The sequence below is a fragment of the Paraburkholderia hospita genome, from assembly GCF_002902965.1.
GTDB classification, from domain to species: domain Bacteria; phylum Pseudomonadota; class Gammaproteobacteria; order Burkholderiales; family Burkholderiaceae; genus Paraburkholderia; species Paraburkholderia hospita.
The window spans coordinates 3,889,886-3,910,069 of the sequence record NZ_CP026105.1; the positions used below are offsets into that span (position 1 = coordinate 3,889,886).

The 20,184-nt window shown below is 64.7% G+C and carries 13 protein-coding genes, 1 tRNA gene and 2 riboswitches; of the genes, 6 read left to right on the forward strand and 8 right to left on the reverse strand.

Annotation, left to right across the window (positions count from 1 at the left end):
• Nucleotides 1–15: 15 nt before the first annotated feature.
• From C2L64_RS17740 to C2L64_RS17770, 7 genes are all read right to left on the reverse strand, one after another.
• Nucleotides 16–2,388 (reverse strand): tetratricopeptide repeat protein, encoded by a 2,373-nt coding sequence (locus tag C2L64_RS17740; protein WP_090834636.1) that lies wholly within the window; start codon nt 2,386–2,388, stop codon nt 16–18.
• A 20-nt stretch (nt 2,389–2,408) separates the two neighbouring features.
• Entirely contained in the window at nt 2,409–3,614 is a 1,206-nt protein-coding gene (locus C2L64_RS17745) for a class I SAM-dependent methyltransferase (protein WP_090834638.1), read from the reverse strand.
• Nucleotides 3,611–4,552: a UDP-glucuronic acid decarboxylase family protein gene (locus tag C2L64_RS17750; protein ID WP_086910668.1), complete on the reverse strand. Its 942-nt coding sequence runs from the start codon at nt 4,550–4,552 to the stop codon at nt 3,611–3,613. Before C2L64_RS17750 ends, C2L64_RS17745 begins: the two co-directional genes overlap by 4 nt.
• Entirely contained in the window at nt 4,549–6,432 is a 1,884-nt protein-coding gene (locus C2L64_RS17755; RefSeq protein ID WP_090834645.1) for an O-linked N-acetylglucosamine transferase, SPINDLY family protein, read from the reverse strand. The genes C2L64_RS17750 and C2L64_RS17755 overlap by 4 nt, the downstream gene beginning before the upstream one ends.
• Entirely contained in the window at nt 6,429–8,558 is a 2,130-nt protein-coding gene (locus C2L64_RS17760; RefSeq protein WP_090834650.1) for an O-linked N-acetylglucosamine transferase, SPINDLY family protein, read from the reverse strand. The genes C2L64_RS17755 and C2L64_RS17760 overlap by 4 nt, the downstream gene beginning before the upstream one ends.
• A 34-nt stretch (nt 8,559–8,592) precedes the next feature.
• Nucleotides 8,593–9,282 carry a glycosyltransferase family 2 protein gene (locus tag C2L64_RS17765; RefSeq protein WP_079498663.1) on the reverse strand — a complete coding sequence of 230 codons (690 nt, stop codon included), beginning with the start codon at nt 9,280–9,282 and terminating at the stop codon, nt 8,593–8,595.
• Between the two features lie 337 nt (nt 9,283–9,619).
• A tRNA-Arg gene (locus C2L64_RS17770) sits at nt 9,620–9,695 on the reverse strand.
• Nucleotides 9,696–10,026: 331 nt separating this feature from the next.
• On the opposite strand from C2L64_RS17770, the gene C2L64_RS17775 reads away from it, so the two are divergent.
• Entirely contained in the window at nt 10,027–10,959 is a 933-nt protein-coding gene (locus C2L64_RS17775) for a c-type cytochrome (RefSeq protein WP_079498649.1), read from the forward strand.
• A gap of 96 nt (nt 10,960–11,055) precedes the next feature.
• Here C2L64_RS17775 and C2L64_RS17780 read toward each other — a convergent pair whose 3' ends face one another.
• A complete protein-coding gene (locus tag C2L64_RS17780; RefSeq protein ID WP_090834654.1) occupies nt 11,056–13,143 on the reverse strand; it encodes a UvrD-helicase domain-containing protein in 2,088 nt (695 codons plus the stop codon).
• Nucleotides 13,144–13,493: 350 nt separating this feature from the next.
• Here C2L64_RS17780 and C2L64_RS17785 point away from each other — a divergent pair, with 350 nt between their 5' ends.
• From C2L64_RS17785 to gcvP, 5 genes are all read left to right on the forward strand, one after another.
• A complete protein-coding gene (locus C2L64_RS17785; RefSeq protein WP_090834656.1) occupies nt 13,494–14,543 on the forward strand; it encodes an oxidoreductase in 1,050 nt (349 codons plus the stop codon).
• Between the two features lie 95 nt (nt 14,544–14,638).
• Entirely contained in the window at nt 14,639–14,998 is a 360-nt protein-coding gene (locus tag C2L64_RS17790; protein ID WP_007730944.1) for a hypothetical protein, read from the forward strand.
• A 161-nt stretch (nt 14,999–15,159) separates the two neighbouring features.
• Nucleotides 15,160–15,272: riboswitch (glycine riboswitch) on the forward strand.
• Nucleotides 15,273–15,323: 51 nt separating this feature from the next.
• Nucleotides 15,324–15,454: riboswitch (glycine riboswitch) on the forward strand.
• Between the two features lie 89 nt (nt 15,455–15,543).
• A complete protein-coding gene (gene gcvT, locus C2L64_RS17795; protein ID WP_090834658.1) occupies nt 15,544–16,662 on the forward strand; it encodes a glycine cleavage system aminomethyltransferase GcvT in 1,119 nt (372 codons plus the stop codon).
• Between the two features lie 103 nt (nt 16,663–16,765).
• Entirely contained in the window at nt 16,766–17,146 is a 381-nt protein-coding gene (gcvH, locus tag C2L64_RS17800; protein WP_007581595.1) for a glycine cleavage system protein GcvH, read from the forward strand.
• 67 nt (nt 17,147–17,213) lie between these two features.
• Complete coding sequence (gene gcvP / locus C2L64_RS17805) at nt 17,214–20,144, forward strand: aminomethyl-transferring glycine dehydrogenase (RefSeq protein ID WP_090834660.1); 2,931 nt, start codon at nt 17,214–17,216, stop codon at nt 20,142–20,144.
• The last annotated feature ends 40 nt before the right edge of the window (nt 20,145–20,184 follow it).

Below are 20,184 nucleotides of genomic sequence, written 5' to 3' on the forward strand. Positions count from 1 at the left end.
CGCGCCCGCCTCGCGTCATGCAGCTTGCGGCGTGGCGTATTGCGCCCACATGCCTTCGAATGCCGCTTTGAGGTTCTTCGCGAAGCGCCGCGCATCGCACAGCGGCGACGCGAGCGTCTGCGCGCGCAAACCCGCGCGCAACGCGGCAAGGCGCTCGGGCTGCGTGGCCCACGCGCCGGCCAGCGCGAGGTATTCGTCTTCGTCGCGCGCAATCCATTCGGCGAGTCCCGCCGCGCTCAGCACGCTCTCGCAGATATGCGTGACGAACCGATCGCCCTTGAGCGCGACGACGGGCGTGCCCATCCACAGCGCTTCCGCCGTCGTCGTGCCGCCCGGGTACGGAAACGGACTCAGCATGATGTCGACGCGGTTGTACGACGCGAGATACTCGTGACGCGGCGAGCCGCCTTCGAGAATCAGATGCGACGCGTCGATGCCCTGCGCGGCAAATTTCTCCATCGTCGAAACCCGCGCATGCTCCGCGCCAAGTTCGTGCGATTTCATCATCAGCTTCGCGCCCGGCACCGCACGCAGAATGCGCGACCATTCGACGATCACGTTGGGCGTGATCTTCACGAGCTTGCCGAAATAGCCGAAGGTGACGTGGCCATTGAGCGTCATCGGCAGCGGGCCGACTGTCACATCGTCTTTGGGCGGCGTGAAGCACAGATAGCTGTCGGGCAGCTGCCACGTCTTCTCGACATAGTGTGACGCTTCATCGACGGGCAGCACATGCGGATCACCGAGCACGTAGTCGATTTCATTCAAGCCCGTCGTGCCGAAATAGCCGAGCCAGCTCACCTGCACGGGCGCGGGCTTCCACGCGAACACGGGCAAGCGGTTATGCACCGTATGGCCCGAGAGGTCGACGAGTATGTCGATGCGATCGTCGCGGATCATTCGCACGGCCTGATCGTCGGGCACGTTCACGAGGCTGCGCCATGCGGTGAAGCGCTGTTTCAGGCGCGCGGTAATGTCGTCTTCCTTGGCTCGCGTCGAATAGGCGATCAGATCGAAGCTGCCATCCGCGAAATGCTCCATCACCGATTCGATGAAGATTCCCACGGGATGCAGTTGCAGATCGCCGGACACGAAACCGATGCGCACCTTGCGCCCATCGTTTCGCGGCGCCGGATGTTCACATCGGCGCGCACGCGCGGCCATACGCGCGCCGAAGTCGCGCGCGGCGGCCAGCGTGACGGAAGGCGGAGTCGGCGCGTGGGTCGCGAGATCGAACAGCAGCCGGTTGTGCGCGAGTTCCATTTCACCGTCGAGCGCGATGCCGCGCCGATAGCTCGCGATCGCGCCTTCCGCGTCGCCGAGTACGCTCAACACATCGCCCAGATTCACGTGCGGCACGGCCGAATGCGGTTCCAGCGCAACGGCTTTTTGCGCGCTTTTGAGCGCTTCATCGGCGCGGCGTTGCTTGAGCAGCGCGACCGCCAGCCGATGGTGCGCGTGCCCGTCGTGTGGAGCGAGTTCGGTTGCAGTCTGGTAACAGAGGATCGCCGCGTCCAGTTTGTCGCCCTGGTGGTATGCGTCGCCCAGTTCCAGATAGCCAGATGCGTCGCTGGGTACACGCTCGACCGCGCTCGTCAGCGCCTGCGCGGCTTCGTCCCAGCGCTCGCGGCCACCCAGCCATTGCGCGAGCTTACGATGACGTGCGGCATCGGCGGGATCGAGTTGCGCGGCGCGTTGCAACACGGCGATGGCCGCATCCGCGTCGCCGCTCGCATGCAGCAGCGTCGCGAGACTGTCCTGACTGTCGACGCGGTTCGGATCGAGCGCGATCGCACGACGGAACGCGGCAATCGACTCATCCGCGTTGCCTCGCCCCGCCTGCGCGCGGGCGAGATTGCTGAACGCGTCCGCGTAGTCGGGCCGGAACGACACGGCTTTCCCATACGCGAGCACCGCGTTGTCGAGATCGCCGAGATCTCTCAGCGCGTTGCCGAGATTGTTGTAGGCCTCCGCATAGCCGGGCCGCAATTCGATTGCCCTCGCGCAGCTCAGCATCGACGCGTTGGCGTCGCCAGCAGCGCGCAGCGCGTTGCCGAGGTTGTTGTGCGCTTCCGCGTAATCTGGGCGCAGCGTCACTGCGTGCCGGTAGCCTTCAATCGCTTCGCCGAATTGGCGGCGCCCGAGCAGCACGTTGCCGAGATTGTTGTAGTAGACGGCATTCGGATTCGCGGCAATCGACGCGTGCATCAACGCGATGCCCGCATCCTCGCGATTCGTCTGGCAAGCAAGCAGCCCGGAGAAATGCAGTGCGTCGGATTGCGCCGGCTCGCTCTGCAGAATGGCGTCGTAAAGCGCCTGCGCATCGGTGAGACGTCCTGCCTGATGGTGGGCGAGCGCGGCGTTCAAAAGACTCGGAATGTCGTGCATGTTCAAACGTCCGGTCGCGTTCAATAAGGATGCGACTGTGCGAAGAAATCGACGAGACCGCCGTCGTGTTCGATCATCACGCTCTTCGTCGCGATACCTTCGCGCGTCATTTCGGCGATGATGTCGCGGGCACGCCATTGCGTCGGAATCACGATCACGTCGACGTCGGTCTGCTTCAGCACGTCGCGGAACTCGATCCGCTGGCCCGTGCCGGGCACGAAGGTGCCGACCTTGCCCGGGTCCGAATCGACGACGAGCGGAAAGCGCACGGCATCCGCGCCGAAGTGATGGATGAACGCCGCCGCCTTGCCCGTGCCGCCCCAGATGGCAACGCGTTTGCCCGACGCGCTCAATTGCGACAACTGCTGCGCGATGGTCGCGCGGCTCGTGACGGTGCGCGCGGCAAAACGCGTCGCGGCTTCCGCGCGCGAGCGCGCGTGCGCGGGCACCGCGAGCTTCACGAGCGCGTAGACGACTTCGCCGTCGTAGCCGTGATCGAGCGTGACGATTTCGCCGGCGCGCGACATCAGCGCGCGGAACGATTCCGTCGTGAAGTGCGACACATGCTCATAGAAGAAGTCAGCGAGACGCTGCGTGTCGAACACACGGTCGATGCACGGCACTTCGGCGAACAGCCAGCTGTCCTTGCCCGTCGACACCGCGCCCCACGCCAGCGCTTCGACGAGCCGCGCCGGTTCCGTCAGATGCTCGAGCACGTGGCGAATCACGACGGCGTCCGGCTGGAACGCTTTCATGTCCGCGAGCGGCTCGAACAGGCGCGGATGAAACTCGACGCCCAATCCCGTCTCAGGCGTCACATTCGGATCGAAGCCGATGAAGCGACCAACCGGCCGTGCCTGCGCGAGTCCGCGCACGAAGTGCCCTTCGCCGCAACCGATCTCGACGACGTTCGGCGCATCGGGCAGCCGCGACAGCACGAGATCGCGCGTGTCCGCGAGATGGCCTTTCCAGATGCTACCGTTGTTGAACATCCGGTTCGGATTGCTTTGATACGGAATCGCGTCGTACTCGAAGCGGTGATTCCACACGTGCGTACAGGACGGGCACTGCACGAAATCCTGCGCGTGGCGTGGCAGCGCTTGCGCAGCATCCGCGGAGCCGGGCCACGCGAGCGTCGCCAGTGTCTGCTCGCCTGCCGGGAAAAAGCGCGCGGCGACGGTGTTCGAGCAAACGGGGCAAACCGCTTCGATCAGATCGCAACTCATTGCTTCACTACCTTTTTGAAGTACGCGATGGTCTCCTTGAGACCGTCTTCGAGCATCACGCCCGGCTCCCAGTCGAGATGCTGGCGGGCCTTCGCGATGTCGGGACGCCGCTGCACCGGGTCGTCCGACGGCAGCGGCCGATATTCGATGCGCGAGCGCGAGCCCGTCAGACGCAGCACCGTTTCCGCCAGTTCGCGGATCGTGATTTCGCTTGGATTGCCGATGTTGAACGGCCCCGGCTCGCCTTCGTGATCCATCAGGCGCATCAGCCCTTCGACGAGATCGTCGACATAGCAGAACGAACGCGTCTGGCTGCCGTCGCCGTAAAGCGTGATCGGCTCGCCCTGCAGCGCCTGCATGATGAAGTTCGAGACGACGCGGCCATCGTCGGGACGCATGCGCGGGCCGTACGTATTGAAGATTCGCGCGATACGAATGTCGACGCCGTGCTGCCGGTGATAGTCGAAGAACAGCGTCTCCGCGCAGCGCTTGCCTTCGTCGTAGCACGCGCGCGGGCCGTTCGGATTCACGTTGCCCCAATACGTTTCCGGCTGCGGATGCTGCTGCGCGTCGCCGTAGACTTCGCTTGTCGATGCCTGCAGGATGCGCGCGCCGCAGCGCTTCGCGAGCCCGAGCATATTGATCGCGCCGAGCACGGCCGTCTTCACCGTCGATACGGGATCGCTCTGGTAATGCACGGGGCTCGCCGGGCACGCCATGTTGAACACGCGGTCCGCTTCCACATACAGCGGCAGCCACACGTCATGGCGAATCACTTCGAAATTCACCTTGCCGATCAGGTGGTGAATGGTCTGCTTGCTGCCTGTGTGAAAGTTGTCGACGCACATCACGTCGTGACCGGCTGCCACCAGCCGGTCACACAGATGCGAGCCGAGAAACCCCGCGCCGCCCGTAATCAGGACCGACTGTGCGCTCACTGCGCCGCCTCCGCGACCTGCGCGACGCGCTGTTCCCACATGCCGTGCAGCGCGCCTTCCAGGTTGCGCGCGAAACGCTTCGCGTCGCACAGCGGCGAGGCGAGCAGTTGCGCACGCAGACCGCCGCGCAGCGCGGACAGCCGTTCGCGGTCCGCGGCAAAGGCGACGGCTTTGTCGACATAAGCGGCATCGTCAGCGGCGATCCAGTCGGCGAGGCCTGCCGTGTGGCACATCGTTTCCGCAATGTGCGTGACGAAGCGATCGCCCTGGCGAACCAGCACGGGCACGCCCATCCAGAACGCTTCGGCCGTCGTCGTGCCGCCGCCGTACGGGAACGGGCTCAGCATCATGTCGACACGGCGGTAGGCGGCGAGGTACGCGTCGCGCGCCGAGCGCCCTTCGATAATCAGCCGCGACGCCGGAACGCCGCGCATCGCGAAGCGGCGCACGAATGAATCGCGCACGTGCGCGTCGTCGAACTGGCCGGACTTGAGGAACAGCGTCGCGCCGGGTACTTTCTGAAGCAGCGTCGACCACACGCCGACGACATGATCCGTGACCTTCGTCACGTTGCCGAAGTAGCCGAACGTGATGTGACCGTTCGCAAGCATCGGCAGCGTGCCCGTTTCGACGGGATCGGCGGGCGGCGTGAAGCACAGATAGCTGTCCGGCAAACGCCACGGCTTTTCGACGAAATGCGCTTCTTCCGCTTCGGGCAGCACATGCGCGTCGCCGAGGATGTAGTCGATCGCGCGCACGCCCGTGCTCGCGAAGTATCCCGGCCAGCTGACCTGCACGGGCGCCGGCTTCCATGCGAAAAGCGGCAGACGGTTGTGCGTGCTGTGGCCCGATGCGTCGATCAGAATGTCGATGCCGTCGTTGCGGATGCGCTGCGCGGCCGCTTCGTCGCTGACACCGGCGAGGCTGGTCCACGCGGCAAACGACGGCTTGATACGCGCCGTCAATTCGTCTTCGACATCGCGCGTCGGGTAGGCGACCAGATGCACGCGCGACGAATCCAGGTTCGCGAGCACGCTTTCGATGAAGTAACCGACAGGGTGCTTCTTCAGATCGCCGGACACGATGCCGACGCGCAGCGGACGGTCCGCGCGCGAGCCCGCGTCGACGAGCCACGTCGTGAACGGCTGCGCGCGCGCCTCCATTGCTTCGCCGAAGCGCAGCGCTTCTTCCAGATACGCTTGCGGCGTGGTCTGCTGCTGATAGTTCAGCGCGAACAGCAGGTTGCTGCGTGGCTCCGCGAAATCCGGGCGCAGCGCGATCGCGTTGCGCCACGCTTCGATGGCCGCGTCGAGCTCGTCGAGTTCCATCAGCGTGTTCGCGAGATTGTTGTACGCGCGCGCGTGATCCGGCTTGAGGTTGATGGCCTGGCAGAACGACTGCACGGCGCCGTGATGATCCTTCAGCGCGCGCTGCGCGTTGCCGAGGTTGTTGTGCGCGTCGACGTATTCCGGCTGCAGCACGAGCGCCTGACGGAAACATTCGGCGGCAGCGGCCGGCCGGTTGTTGGCCTGCATCACGTTGCCGAGGTTGTAGTAATAGAACGCCTGCGGATTGCGCGTGATGGCCGCCATGATCAGATCGCAGGCCGTCTGGTACTGGCCGAACTCGTGCGCGATCAGCCCGAGCAGATGCATCGCGTCAGCGTGATTCGGATCGATCGCGAGAATCTGGCGATACAGCGTTTCCGCTTCGTCGAAGCGCTCGGCCTCGTGATGCTCGACGGCCGTTTGCAGCATCGACGCGACCTGCGCCTGCGCTGCCGCGTCGGGCGCGGCTTGCGGCTGCGACGCCGCACCGAGGTTGGCAGGCGTCGGAATGCGCTGCCACGAGCCGTTCTGATTCTGATTGAAGTCTGTCATGCGAAATTGCGCTCCGCGTGCTCGCGGGCGTCCCCTGATGAATGTCGATCCGGTTGGGCGGGCAGCCCGTCGTTGGTGTGATGGCATGCGGCGTGGCGCGCCCACATGCCGTGAAATGCGTATTCGAGATGCCGCGCAAAACGCGGCGCGTCGCATAGCGGCGAAGCCAGCAGGCGTTCGCGCAACGTGCTTCTGAGCGCTGCCAGCTCGTCGCGCTGCGTGCTGAAGCGGATGGCTTTGTTCAGATAGTCAGCGTCGTCCGCTGCGATCCACTCGGGCAAGCCCGTCGCGTTCACGATGCTTTCGCCGACGTGCGACAGAAAGCGTTCGCCGCGGCGCGTCAGGACGGGCACGCCCATCCATAGCGCTTCGACGCTCGTCGTGCCGCCCGCATACGGGAACGGGTCGAGCGCGATGTCGACGCGCTGGTATGCCGCGAGCAGTTCGTCGCGCGGCGACTGGCCTTCGAGCAGCAGACGCGCGCCGTCGATGCCGTGCGCGGCGAAACGTTCGAGCGTGGCACGCTGCACGGCTGGATCGTCGAGTTGCCGGGTTTTCAGCAGCAGACGCGAACCCGGCACGGCGTCGAGGACGCGCGACCACAAGGCGATGACGGCATCGTTGAGCTTCACCAGATGGTTGAAGCACCCGAACGTGATCGCGCCGTTGCCGCCGGCGGGCAGAGCGCCGACTTCGATATCGAAAGACGGCGGCGTGAAGCACAGATAGCTGTCGGGCAAATGCCACGGCGCTTCGACGAATTGCGACGACTCGTCGAATGGCAAGACGTGACGATCCGCGATCACGTAATCGATCGCCGCGAGGCCCGTCGTCGCGAAATAGCCGAGCCACGTCGCCTGAACGGGCGCGGGCTTCCACGCGAACACGGGCAGGCGGTTGTGATTCGTGTGCCCGGACAGGTCGACGAGAATATCGATCGCGTCGTCGCGGATGCGGCGCGCGCAGGTTTCGTCGTCGAACCGCGAGATGTCGTGCCACGCGCTGAAATGCGGCATCAGGCGCTGCGACACCGCGTCATCCCGCTGGCGCGTTGCGTAGGCGACGAGCTGGATGCGCGCCCGGTCGAGATGGCCGAGCACGCTTTCGAGGAAAAAGCCGACGGGATGCGAGTTCAGATCGCCCGACACAAAGCCGACGCGCAGACGCTTCCCTGTCTCGCCCGGGTGCGCGATGTGCTCCAAGCGCTGCGCCTTCGCCGACTGATGTTCGCCGAACGCCCGCGCTTCGTTGAACTGCTCGCGCAAGCTCACCTCAGGCCGCGTGTTCAGCAACAGCAGCAGATTGCTGTGCGCCTGCGCGAAGCCGGGATCGAGCTTGACGGCCTGCCGGTAGCTGGCTGTCGCCTGATCGAGCAAGCCCTGATCGCGCAGCACGTTGCCGAGGTTGTTGTGCAGCGACGCGCGTCCCGGTTCGAGCGCGACCGCGCGCTGATAAGCCTCGGCGGCGCTCGCGGCGCGGCCGTACTTTTCCAGAATGTTGCCGACGTTGTTGTGCGCGTTTGCGTCGTTCGGATTCAGCGCGAGCGCCTTGATGTAGCTGTCGAGCGCCCCTTCGTCGCTGCCCAGATCCAGCAACGCGTTGCCGAGATTGATCCACGCTTGCGCAAACTCCGGCTTGAGCCGGACCGCGTGCGCGCAACTGTCGACCGCGCCCTGCGAATCGCCCGCTTCGCGCAGCGCGTGGCCGAGGTTGCTGTGCGCTTGCGCGTAATCGGGCGCAAGCGACAGCGCCGCGCGATATGCGGCAATCGCGCCCTGATGATTGCGCGCGCGTCCGCGCATGTTGCCGAGGTTGTTCAGGTAGATCGCGCTCGGATGCAGCTGGATCGACTTTTCGATCAGGTCGATACCGGCCGGCAGGTTGCCGACGTCGCAGGCGAGTACGCCGAGGAAATGCAGCGCGTCGGCATGCCCGGCGTCGTGCTGGAGAATCAGTTTGTAGAACGTGGCCGCTTCGCTCATGCGGCCCGCCTGATGATGCGCAAACGCGGCGTGCAGCGCGGCGGCGGCATCGAATGCGGGCGCAGCCGGCGACGGCGCGTGCGCCGTCCCGTCCATCTGGACGTCGCCGTTCGTGAGAGATTCGTGATCGGCAGGCGCTTGCATCGGGGACCCTGAGGTGGCGCGGATGGCGACGCGCTTACACGCCCATGTACTTCTGCATGTAACGCTCGTAGCCGCCGCGCCATGCGGGGCTGCCGAACGATCCGCCGCTTTCGTGCACGACGCTCATCGGCCACGTTCCCATGCGCAGTCCGCGCGACTCGGCCTGGCGGCAGAAATCGAGGTCGTAGAAATGGAAGTCGAAGCGCTCGTCGAACGTGAGGCCGCTGGCGATCAGGCGCTCGCTATCGGCGGCGAGCAGCAGGCCGTCGAGCAGCTTGCATTCGCGGCCGGGCGGCCCGTAGATCGACATGTTCGTGCACGGAAAGCCGCTGCCGTGACCGACGACGCCGCTCAGATACTGCGCGTCGTCGCGCGTGAAGGACGCGTCCCGGAAAAACCACGACGGCTGGCCCGGCAAGCGGCGCGTGTTGCCCGCCAGACCGACGATGTCGAATTGCGTGACGGCGTCGCGAATGCGGTCCATCCAGTAGAAGTCGCACAGATGCAGGTCGTCGTGCAGGAAGACGAGGATCGCCGGGTCGTTGCGGGACTGTTCGATCGCATAGTTATAGATCGACGAAAGACCGGCCCGGTTGTTGTCGAACAGCATCAGTTGCGGCGGGCTCGCGTGACGGAACAGCGAAAGCGAACGGCCGAGCGCGGTCTTCTGCGGGAAATCGTCGTAAGAGGCACGCGTGCCGCAAACCAGGCGAATGGGCTTCATGAAAACGGAACAGAAAAAGTGTCGATGAGCGCGCGGGCGTCGTGCCGGACAGCGCTCGCGTAATGGCGAAGCGCTGCCGGCAAGACACGCGCCGGCTGCAACGGAAACTCGACCCGCAATGAGCTACCGTGACGCTATTCTGTCCGCGAGGCTTGCAGGGTGATCGGTGGATCAGATGGAGTTAATGGGCTTATTTCGGGGGACTGTGGGGAGCGATGCAAAGGCATTGCGCAGTGGACTGCGCAAGAAGAAGGCGTAAAAAAACCCGCATAGGAGCGGGTTTGGCGCGGGTGCTGATGTGATGTTGTTGTGCTTAACCGCCACGCACGATGCGTTTTGGCGCGCCCGGCTGGGATCGAACCAGCAACCCCTGCCTTCGGAGGGCAGTACTCTATCCATTGAGCTACGGGCGCATTCGGCAAAAAGCGCTGCAAAATCACGCAGTTGATGCGAGATATGGCGCTAAAGCGAGACCGAGAGCATACCCGGTTTCGGACGGCCCGTCCACCGCGAGCGGGCTTGCGCGGGGCGGCAGACGCCGTCGAATGGCCCGGGACGGTTCGCCGGCTCCGGCCAGCCACGCAACAAACCCCGAAAGTGTTCGCGTAAACGCCTACTGAACACCTCCCGGGCCCGCTCGCCGACGCCGAAACCTTCCGTCTATAATCGTCCGTGGCTGATCAAGAACAAAGTTGTTGCCGTCGCGCTGTACCGCTCACAATACCCACGGGAGACGAGACAAGCATGAGCGAAGCACCACACGGAGCCCCGATCAAAACCCCCGGACAGCTGATCGCCGCAGTCATCGCGGGTTTTGCTGTCCCCGTCATCATCATCATTCTGCTCGCCTATTACGTCGACAACTCGACCCGCACGGGCGCGGGCACCGACAGTCTGTCCGATGCCGCAGTCGACGCGCGCACCCAACCCCTCGCCAAGGTCGACATCCGCGACGCCAATGCGCCGCGCGTCTACAAGACGGGCGAGGAAGTCTACAAAGCCGTGTGTTCGACGTGTCACGCGTCGGGCGCAGCAGGCGCGCCGAAGTTCACCAACACGGCCGACTGGGCGCCGCGCATCGGCGAAGGTTTCGATACGCTCTGGCACAACGCGCTGACGGGCAAGGGCGCGATGCCCGCGCGCGGCGGCACGAGCCCGGACGATTATAGCGATTACGAAATCGGCCTCGCCGTCGCATACATGGCGAACAACGCGGGCGCGAAATTCGCAGATCCGCCGAAGCCTGTACCGGGTCAGCCAGCCGCAGGGCCGGCCGGCGCTTCGGGCGCAGCGGCGGCTTCGGGCGCCGAAGCGGCATCAGGCGCAGCCGGTGCCTCCGATGCAGCAGGCACCCAGGCGGCCGCCGCGATGGCCGCCATGGCCAATGTGCCGCAAGGCGCGGCGCCCGCATCGGGCGCGACGCAGAGCGCGGACGCATCGCAGGCGGGCAAGGCGCTGTATCAGCAGGTCTGCCAGGCCTGTCACGCGGCGGGCGTGCTGAACGCGCCGAAATTCGGCGACAAGGACGCCTGGGCGCTGCGCCTGAAGGAGCCGATGGAAACCGTCTACAACTACGCGCTGCACGGCAAGGGCGCGATGCCGCCGAAAGGCGGATCGAGCGCGTCGGATGCTGATGTGAAGGCCGCCGTCGACTACATGGTCAACGCATCGAAATAAGCACCGCGCATCTTCAACGCGCAAACAAAAATCCCCGCCTCCAAGAGCGGGGATTTTTTATGCCTTCAGCATGCATGCGGCGCACGTTTGCGCCAGTCAAGCCTTCTGCAACAGCGCCTTGAGACTCGCCAGGCGATCCTTCGGCGACATCGGCGCTTCTTCCGGCGTCGGCGGCGGCGCTTCGTCGAGCCCCATCTCCGGGATGAAGCGCGATGGCTCGCACACCACCGTCTCACGCGCCCGCTTGCGCTTCTTGCACCAGTTCAGATGCAAGCTGCGCTGCGCACGCGTGATCGCGACATACATCAGCCGGCGTTCTTCCTCGATGCGCTCATCGTCGATCGGGCCGTCGTCTTCCGTGCCGCCGCGATGCGGCATGATGCCTTCCTCGACGCCGACCAGGAACACATGCGGATATTCCAGCCCCTTTGATGCATGCACCGTCGACAACCGCACCGCATCGGGATCTTCGTCCTTGCCCTCAAGCATCGACATCAGCGCAACCGTCTGAATCAGTCCAAGAAGATTCTTGCCGGTGTCGGCGAGACCATCGGCGTTGTCGTAGCCCGTCTGTTCCGTGCTCGCTGCCGGTTCAGGCTTTGTGCCCTTGCGCTTCAACCACTCCAGAAACTCCAGCACGTTTTGCCATTTCGACTGAGCCTGGCGCTCGTCGAATGCGTCGTACAGATAGGCTTCGTAGTGAATCGCTTCCATCATGTCGTCGAGCACAGACGTCGCCGCATCCTTGTCCGCCCGGTCTCGCAGACGCTGCATGAAATCGCAGAACATGCGCAGCGGCTCGACCTGACGCGCCGACAGCCGCGCCTCGAGGCCACCCATGTACACCGCCTCGAACAGCGACACCTTCGCCTGCCCCGCGAACGCGCCGAGCGCTTCGAGCGTCGTATTGCCGACTCCCCGGCGCGGCGTCGTGATCGCGCGAATGAACGCGGGATCGTCGTCGGCATTGGCGATCAAACGCAGGTACGCGCAGATGTCCTTGATCTCTGCCTTGTCGAAGAACGACTGGCCGCCCGACAGCACATATGGAATCCGCTCGCGGCGCAACACCTGTTCGAAAATGCGCGCCTGGAAGTTGCCGCGATACAGGATCGCGTAATCGCGAAACTGCGCGCGCCGCTCGAACTTGTGCGCCGACAGGCGAAACACGACCGACTCCGCTTCATGCTCTTCGTCGTTGCAGCCGGTGACGGAGATCGAATCGCCCATGCCGTGCTCGGACCACAGCTTCTTCTCGAAGAGCTTCGGATTGTTCGCGATCACGTTGTTCGCAGCCGTCAGGATGCGGACCGTCGAGCGGTAGTTCTGCTCGAGCTTGATCACGTGTAGCTTCGGAAAATCCTTGCCGAGCTGCGCGAGGTTTTCGAGCGTCGCGCCGCGCCAGCCGTAGATCGCCTGATCGTCGTCGCCGACGGCCGTGAACGCGGCGCGCGGGCCCGCCAGCAGTTTCACCAGTTCGTACTGACACGCGTTGGTGTCCTGATACTCGTCGATCAACAGATAGCGCAGCTTGTTCTGCCAGCGGTCGCGCACCTGCTCGTTGTTCTTGAACAGCTCGGCGGGCAGGCGGATCAGATCGTCGAAATCGACGGCCTGATACGCGTGCAGCGTCGCGACGTAGTTGCGATAGACGATGGCCGCCTGATGCTCGTCCTCGTTCGATGCGATCGCCATCGCTTCGTCCGGCATGATGAGGCCGTTCTTCCACAGCGAGATGATCGTCTGGATCTTGCGGATGAAACCCTTGTCCGTCGAACCGACCTGCTCCTGGATCATGCCGAAGCAGTCGTCGGAATCCATGATCGAGAACTGCGGCTTCAGGCCGACGTGCTCCGCCTCCTGACGCAGAATCTGCACGCCGAGCGAATGGAACGTAGACACCGTCAGCTGGTTGACGGGCACCTTGCGGCCTTCCTTGCCGGGCGTCGTGAGCGTCTTGCCTTCGAGCAGCTTGCTCACGCGCTCGCGCATTTCCGCGGCAGCCTTGTTCGTAAAGGTGACGGCGGCGATATGGCGCGGCTCGAAGCCTTTGTTTTCGATCAGGTGCGCGATCTTCTGCGTGATCACGCGCGTCTTGCCGCTGCCCGCGCCCGCGAGCACGAGGCACGGACCGTCGAGATAGCGCACCGCTTCGCTTTGGGCGGAATTCAGGCCTGCGGACATCGTGTGTGGATGAGTAAGGGATTGAGACCGGGATTGAGGGCGCTTCGCTACGAACGGCCCGAGAACATGCAGCGAGACGGCGCTGGCGACGCGTCGGATCAGGTGGCCGCGCGGCGCGCCGTCAACCCGCCGCCGATGCGCCACGCAATTGATTCCATGCGTTTTTTGCCGTTCGCGTGAGAACCGCGATGTTAACACGAATGCCCTTTCCGATGCCTCGGCTTATGTCTTCCTGACGAGATCCGCGCGGGCACACGCCGCCCGATCCGCCACGAAGCAAAGCGCAGCTATGCCAAAATTGCGGCGTTGTGCGCCGCCCCCGCGGCGCGCCGGTTTTGCAGGGAACACGCATGTCTTCATCGCTGAAAATTGGCTTGATGGGCTACGGCTTTGCCGGCGCCACATTTCACGCGCCGGTGATCGAACACTGCGGACGCGCGAGCGTCGCCGCGATCGCCACGGGCCAGCCGGACAAGGCGCGCGCCGATTATCCGAATGCCACGATCGTCGCCGATATCGATGCGCTGCTCGCGCTGTCGGACATCGAATGCGTCGTGATCGCGACGCCGAACGACACGCACTTCGACCTCGCGCGCCGCACGCTCGAAGCGGGCAAGCATGTCGTCGTCGACAAGCCCGTCACGCTCTCCGCCGCCGATGCACGTACGCTCGCCGATCTCGCACAAAGCAAGGGGCTGGTATTCGCGCCGTTCCACAACCGTCGCTGGGACGGCGATTTCATGACCGTGCGCGACCTGATCGCGAGCGGCGAACTCGGCCGCATCACGCATTTCGAATCGCACTTCGACCGCTTTCGCCCGGGCATCCGGCAACGCTGGCGCGAAGAGGCGTCGCGTGGCGGCGGCCTGCTGTTCGATCTCGGCCCGCATCTGATCGATCAGGCGTTGACGCTGTTTGGCGCGCCCGAAACGGTCTATGCAACGGTGAAGGCATACCGCGACAACGCGAGCGCGCCGGATTACGTGCATCTGCTGCTCGGCTACGCGAACCATGAAGTGGTGCTGCACGCGAGCGCGCTGACGGCGATCGTCGCGCCGCGCTTCACGATCCACGGCACGCGCGGCAGTTATGTGAAGAACGGGCTGGACACGCAGGAAGATCAGTTGAAGGCGGGCTTGCGTCCGGGCGATGCCGGTTTCGGCGGCGGCAATGAAGCGGGCACGCTGCGCGTGCTGGAAGGCGAACAGGAAGTGCAGCGCAATCTGCCGACGCGCGACGGCGCGTACGTCGAGCTCTACCGCGCGCTGGCGGCATCGATCCATGATGGCGTGCCGTTCCCGGTCAGCGCGGCTGACGCGGTGGACGTCATGACCATCATCGAGCTTGCGAATCGCAGCGAGAAGGAAGGCGTGCGCCTGGCATTCAGCCGAGGCGCGTAGCGGTCAGGGTGGCGGCGATTTCGCTGCCAACCGTCAGGGTGTTGGCCTTCATGGCCCTCCCGTATCCATTCGGGATCAAACAGAAAGGAAGGAATATGCAGCATATCGTTCGCGCGCTTGGCTGTTTCGCGCTGGTTTCGTCGCTAGCCGCGTGCGTGGCCTCACCGTCGCAGCAGCTCGCCGAGCCGTCTCGCGCGCCGAATCCGCACGAAATGGCCGTGCATCGCCTCGAACAGGTCGACGGACGCATCGACAACATGGGCCGCAACGTCGACGCGCGCGTGAACCAGGGCCACTATCCGCCGCCCGAAGGCGCCGCGCTGCACCGCCGGCTCGATACGATCCGCCACGAAGCGCACGACATGGCCGGACAGCACGGCGGCGGCCTCACGGGCGACGAGCAGCGCGTGCTGAATCAGGAACTGGACACGGCGTCGGCGGCCATCAACCGCTGATATGACGGTGGCACGTGCCGTGCCGACCGTTCGGCGCGTGCTTACCTTGCCTCGCGAGCGGCGCTTTTTTGACCACGGCGTCGCGTCCACCGCCCGCTCAGCCGCGCCCGCGCAGGCCCGGCGCGCCAATTTGACATCCCTTCGCCCCTCGCGTACATTCGCCGCACGCGTCGGGAGAGCGCGCCGTCCGCTGTCGTTTTCAGAACGTCCAGCAGCCAGCGCCGCCGAAGGGGCACACCCGCAAACTCTCAGGCAAAAGGACCGACCGCGTCGAAAAACCCGCTCGTCATCCGGTCATAACGACCTCATTTGAACGAGCGCCCGTTTTTCGCACTCTGGAGAGCGGCAGTAGCGCGAATGGTCGCGCAGGCTGCCCACCGAAGGGGCGCGCGCCAGCCCATCAGCACTCGCTGACGGCAGCGCAATCTCTCAGGTATCGAGGACAGAGGGGGCATGCAGTTATCGCTCGTTGGCCCGAGATGGGATCAGGCCGCGAGGGGTTTCGCCGCATGGCCTTTCCTGTTTAGCGACGCCCCGAGGCCCCGATGACCGAACTCAAACACACCCCGCTCCACGCCACGCACCGTGCGCTCAATGCCCGCATGGTCGACTTCGGCGGGTGGGACATGCCCGTCAATTACGGCTCGCAGATCGAAGAGCATCGCGCCGTGCGCACCGACGCCGGCATGTTCGACGTATCCCACATGTGCGTCGTCGATTTCACGGGCGAGCGCGTGCGCGCTTTCTTCGAGCGCGCGCTGGCGAACAACGTCGGCAAGCTGCAAGCCCCGGGCAAAGCCCTTTACTCCTGCCTGCTCAACCCTGAAGGCGGCGTGATCGACGATCTGATCGTCTATTACTTCGGCGAAGATCATTTCCGCGTCGTCGTGAATGCCGGCACGGCCGAGAAAGACGTCGCGTGGTTCACCAGGCTCAAAGACGAACAAGGCTTCGGCCTGACGATCAAACCGCGCCGCGACTACGCGATCGTCGCCGTGCAAGGTCCGAACGCGCGCGAAAAAGTCTGGGCGACCGTGCCCCACGCGCGCGCCGCCAGCGAAGCCCTCAAGCCGTTCAACGCCGCGCGCGTCACCGATACGCCGTTTGGCGAGCTGACGGTCGCGCGCACAGGCTACACGGGCGAAGACGGCTTCGAGATCATCGTTCCCGCCGATCACGTCGAAGCGCTGTGGAACGCGCTGCAGGCGCAAGGCGTGCGCCCCGCCGGTCTCGGCGCGCGCGACACGCTGCGCCTCGAAGCCGGCATGAACCTGTACGGCCAGGACATGGACGACAACGTGTCGCCCCTCGACGCCGGCCTAGCATGGACGGTCGATCTGACCGCGCCGCGCGATTTCATCGGCCGCGCAAAACTCGAAGCTGATGGTTCGAAGTCGTCGTTCGTCGGCCTGATCCTGCACAAGGACAACGGCAAGGCCGCTGGCGTGCTGCGCGCGCACCAGAAGGTCGTCACGCCCGCTGGCGACGGCGAAATCACGAGCGGCACGTTCTCGCCGACGATGCAGGAATCGATCGCCTTTGCGCGCGTGCCGAAGGGCGTGCAGCCGGGCGACGTCGTCCACGTTCAGATCCGTGACAAGGCACTTCCCGCCAGCGTGGTTAAACTGCCATTCGTGCGCAACGGCAAAGTGCTCGTCGGCTGATCGGTCACACGATCAGCGTCACGACACAGTCACCAGACAGACACGAAAGCGTCGCGTGCGTCCCACTATTTAAATTAACCGAATTACCGCATAGGAGCATCCGATGAGCATCCCGGCCGATCTGAAATATACCGAATCGCACGAATGGGTCCGCACCGAGGCGGACGGCACGCTGACGGTCGGCATCACCGACCACGCGCAGGAAGCGCTCGGCGACATCGTCTTCTTCGAACTGCAGCAACTGGGCCAGACCGTCTCGGCAGGCGATACCGTCGCCGTCATCGAATCGGTGAAGGCGGCTTCCGATATCTACGCACCCGTGTCGGGCGAGATCATCGAGGCCAACCAGAACGTCGCCGATACGCCGGACGCCGTGAACAGCGCGCCGTACGACAACTGGCTGTTCAAGATCAAGCCGGCCGCGGGCGCCTCGGAAGACCGTCTGATGGACGCCGCCGCGTACGGCAAGTCGATCGGCGAATAAGCCACTTACTCACGACCGGCGCGGCGTTCGCCACGACAGAAGAACGCCGCGCCAGCAGGAACATTCCATGAAGCTCGAACACCCGGATCGTCTGATGAACCGCACTCCTCTCTCGCTCGCCGCGCTCGAAGTGCATGACGCCTTCGCCGAACGGCATATCGGCCCGGATACGGCCGATCAGCAGTCGATGCTCGAAGCCCTCGGCTTCGCATCGCGCGCCGCGTTGATGGACGCGGTGATTCCGAAGACGATTCGCCGCCAGGACGCGCTGCCGCTCGGCCCCTTCGCCCAGCCGAAGAGCGAAGCCGAAGCGCTCGCCGCGCTGCGCGAACTCGCGGACAAGAACCAGGTGTTCCGCTCGTACATCGGCCAGGGCTACTACAACGCGCACACGCCCGCCGTCATCCTGCGCAACGTGCTGGAAAATCCGGCGTGGTACACGGCTTACACGCCGTATCAGCCGGAAATCTCGCAGGGCCGTCTCGAAGCGCTGCTGAACTATCAGCAGATGATCGTCGACCTGACGGGTCTCGCGATCTCGAACGCGTCGCTGCTCGACGAATCGACGGCGGCCGCCGAAGCAATGACGCTGCTGCAACGCGTGGGCAAGCCGAAGTCGAACATTTTCTATGTGGCAGACGACGTGCTGCCGCAAACCATCGAAGTCGTGAAGACGCGCGCGAAGCCCGTCGGCATCGAAGTGAAGGTCGGCCCGGCTGCTGACGCGGCGAGCTCGAACGCGTTCGGCGTGCTGCTGCAATATCCGGGCGTGAACGGTGACGTGCACGACTACCGCGCGCTCGCTGAAGCGATCCACGCAGCGGGCGGCCACGTGGTCGCCGCCGCCGACCTGCTCGCGTTGACCATGTTGACGCCACCGGGTGAATGGGGCGCGGACGTGGCCGTCGGCAACTCGCAGCGCTTTGGCGTGCCCGTCGGCTTCGGCGGCCCGCATGCGGCGTATCTCGCTGTGCGCGACGAATTCAAGCGTCAGATGCCGGGCCGTCTGGTCGGCGTCACCGTCGATGCACAAGGCAATCCCGCGCTGCGTCTCGCGCTGCAAACGCGCGAACAGCACATCCGCCGCGAAAAGGCGACGTCGAATGTGTGCACGGCGCAAGCGCTGCTCGCGATCATGGCCAGCATGTACGCCGTCTATCACGGCCCGCGCGGCCTGAAGATGATCGCGCAACGCGTTAACCGCATCGCCGCGCTGCTCGCGGAAGGCGCGAAGCAACTCGGCTATACGCTCGTCAACCAATCGTTCTTCGACACGCTCACGTTCGAAACGGGTGCCCGCACCCAGGCACTGCGCGACGCCGCGACGGCGAAGGGCATCAACCTGCGTCACGTGAGCGACACGCGCGTCGGTCTGTCGCTCGACGAAACGACCACCCGCGCCGATCTCGCCGATCTGCTCGCCGCGTTCGCGCAAGCGGCATTCGTCGAAGCCGTGCCGCAAATCGACGAACTCGATGCAAAGCTTGGCGCGTCGAACACGTTCCCGAGCGCGCTCGAACGCGAAAGCGCGTATCTGACGCACCACGTCTTCAACCGTCACCATTCGGAAACGGAAATGCTGCGCTATCTGCGCAGCCTGTCGGACAAGGACCTCGCGCTCGACCGGTCGATGATTCCGCTCGGCTCGTGCACGATGAAGCTGAACGCGACGTCGGAAATGCTGCCCGTCACGTGGCCCGAGTTCGGCCAGATTCACCCGTTCGCGCCCGCCGAGCAAACCGTCGGCTACCGCGAAATGATCGATCAGCTCGAACAGATGCTGGTCGCCGCAACCGGCTACGCGGCCGTGTCGCTGCAACCGAACGCCGGCTCGCAAGGCGAGTACGCGGGTCTGCTGATCATCCACGCGTATCACGAATCGCGCGGCGAAGGTCATCGTAACGTGTGCCTGATTCCCGCTTCGGCACACGGCACAAACCCGGCGTCGGCGCAGATGGCGGGCATGCAGGTCGTCGTCGTTGCGTGCGACGCGCAAGGCAACGTCGATATCGAAGACCTGAAGAAGAAGGCCGCGCAGCACGCCGACAAGCTCGCGGCGATCATGATCACGTATCCGTCGACGCACGGCGTGTTCGAGCAGAACATCCGCGAAGTCTGCGAGATCGTGCACGCGCACGGCGGCCAGGTCTATGTGGACGGCGCGAACATGAACGCGATGGTCGGCCTCGCGGCGCCTGGCCAGTTCGGCGGCGATGTCTCGCACCTGAACCTGCACAAGACGTTCTGCATTCCGCACGGCGGCGGCGGACCGGGCGTCGGCCCTGTTGCCGTCGGCGCGCATCTGGCGAAGTTCCTGCCGAACCAGACCTCGACAGGCTATGAACGCGATGCGAACGGCATCGGTGCCGTCTCCGCTGCGCCGTATGGCTCGGCATCGATTCTGCCGATCTCGTGGATGTACATCGCGATGATGGGCGCGAAGAACCTGACGGCCGCCACCGAAACCGCGATCCTCAACGCGAACTACGTCGCGAACAAGCTCGCGCCGCATTACCCGGTGCTGTATTCGGGCCCGGGCGGGCTGGTTGCGCACGAGTGCATTCTCGATCTGCGTCCTATCAAGGAAACGAGCGGCATCTCCGTCGACGATGTCGCGAAACGTCTGATGGACTACGGCTTCCACGCGCCGACGATGAGCTTCCCGGTGCCGGGCACGCTGATGGTCGAGCCGACCGAATCGGAATCGAAGGAAGAGCTGGATCGCTTCATCGAAGCGATGATCGCGATTCGCAACGAAATCCGCGCCGTCGAGGAAGGCCGCAGCGATCGCGAAGACAATCCGCTGAAGCACGCGCCGCATACGGCGGCTGTGGTCGTCGCGAACGAATGGACGCACGGCTATGCGCGCGAAACGGCGGCGTACCCGTTGCCGTCGCTGGTTGCGAAGAAATACTGGCCGCCTGTCGGCCGTGCCGACAACGTATACGGCGACCGCAACCTGTTCTGCTCGTGCGTGCCCGTGGCCGATTACGAGTGATGAACCCGGATTCGCCCGCCGTGACGCGGGCGATCCGAAC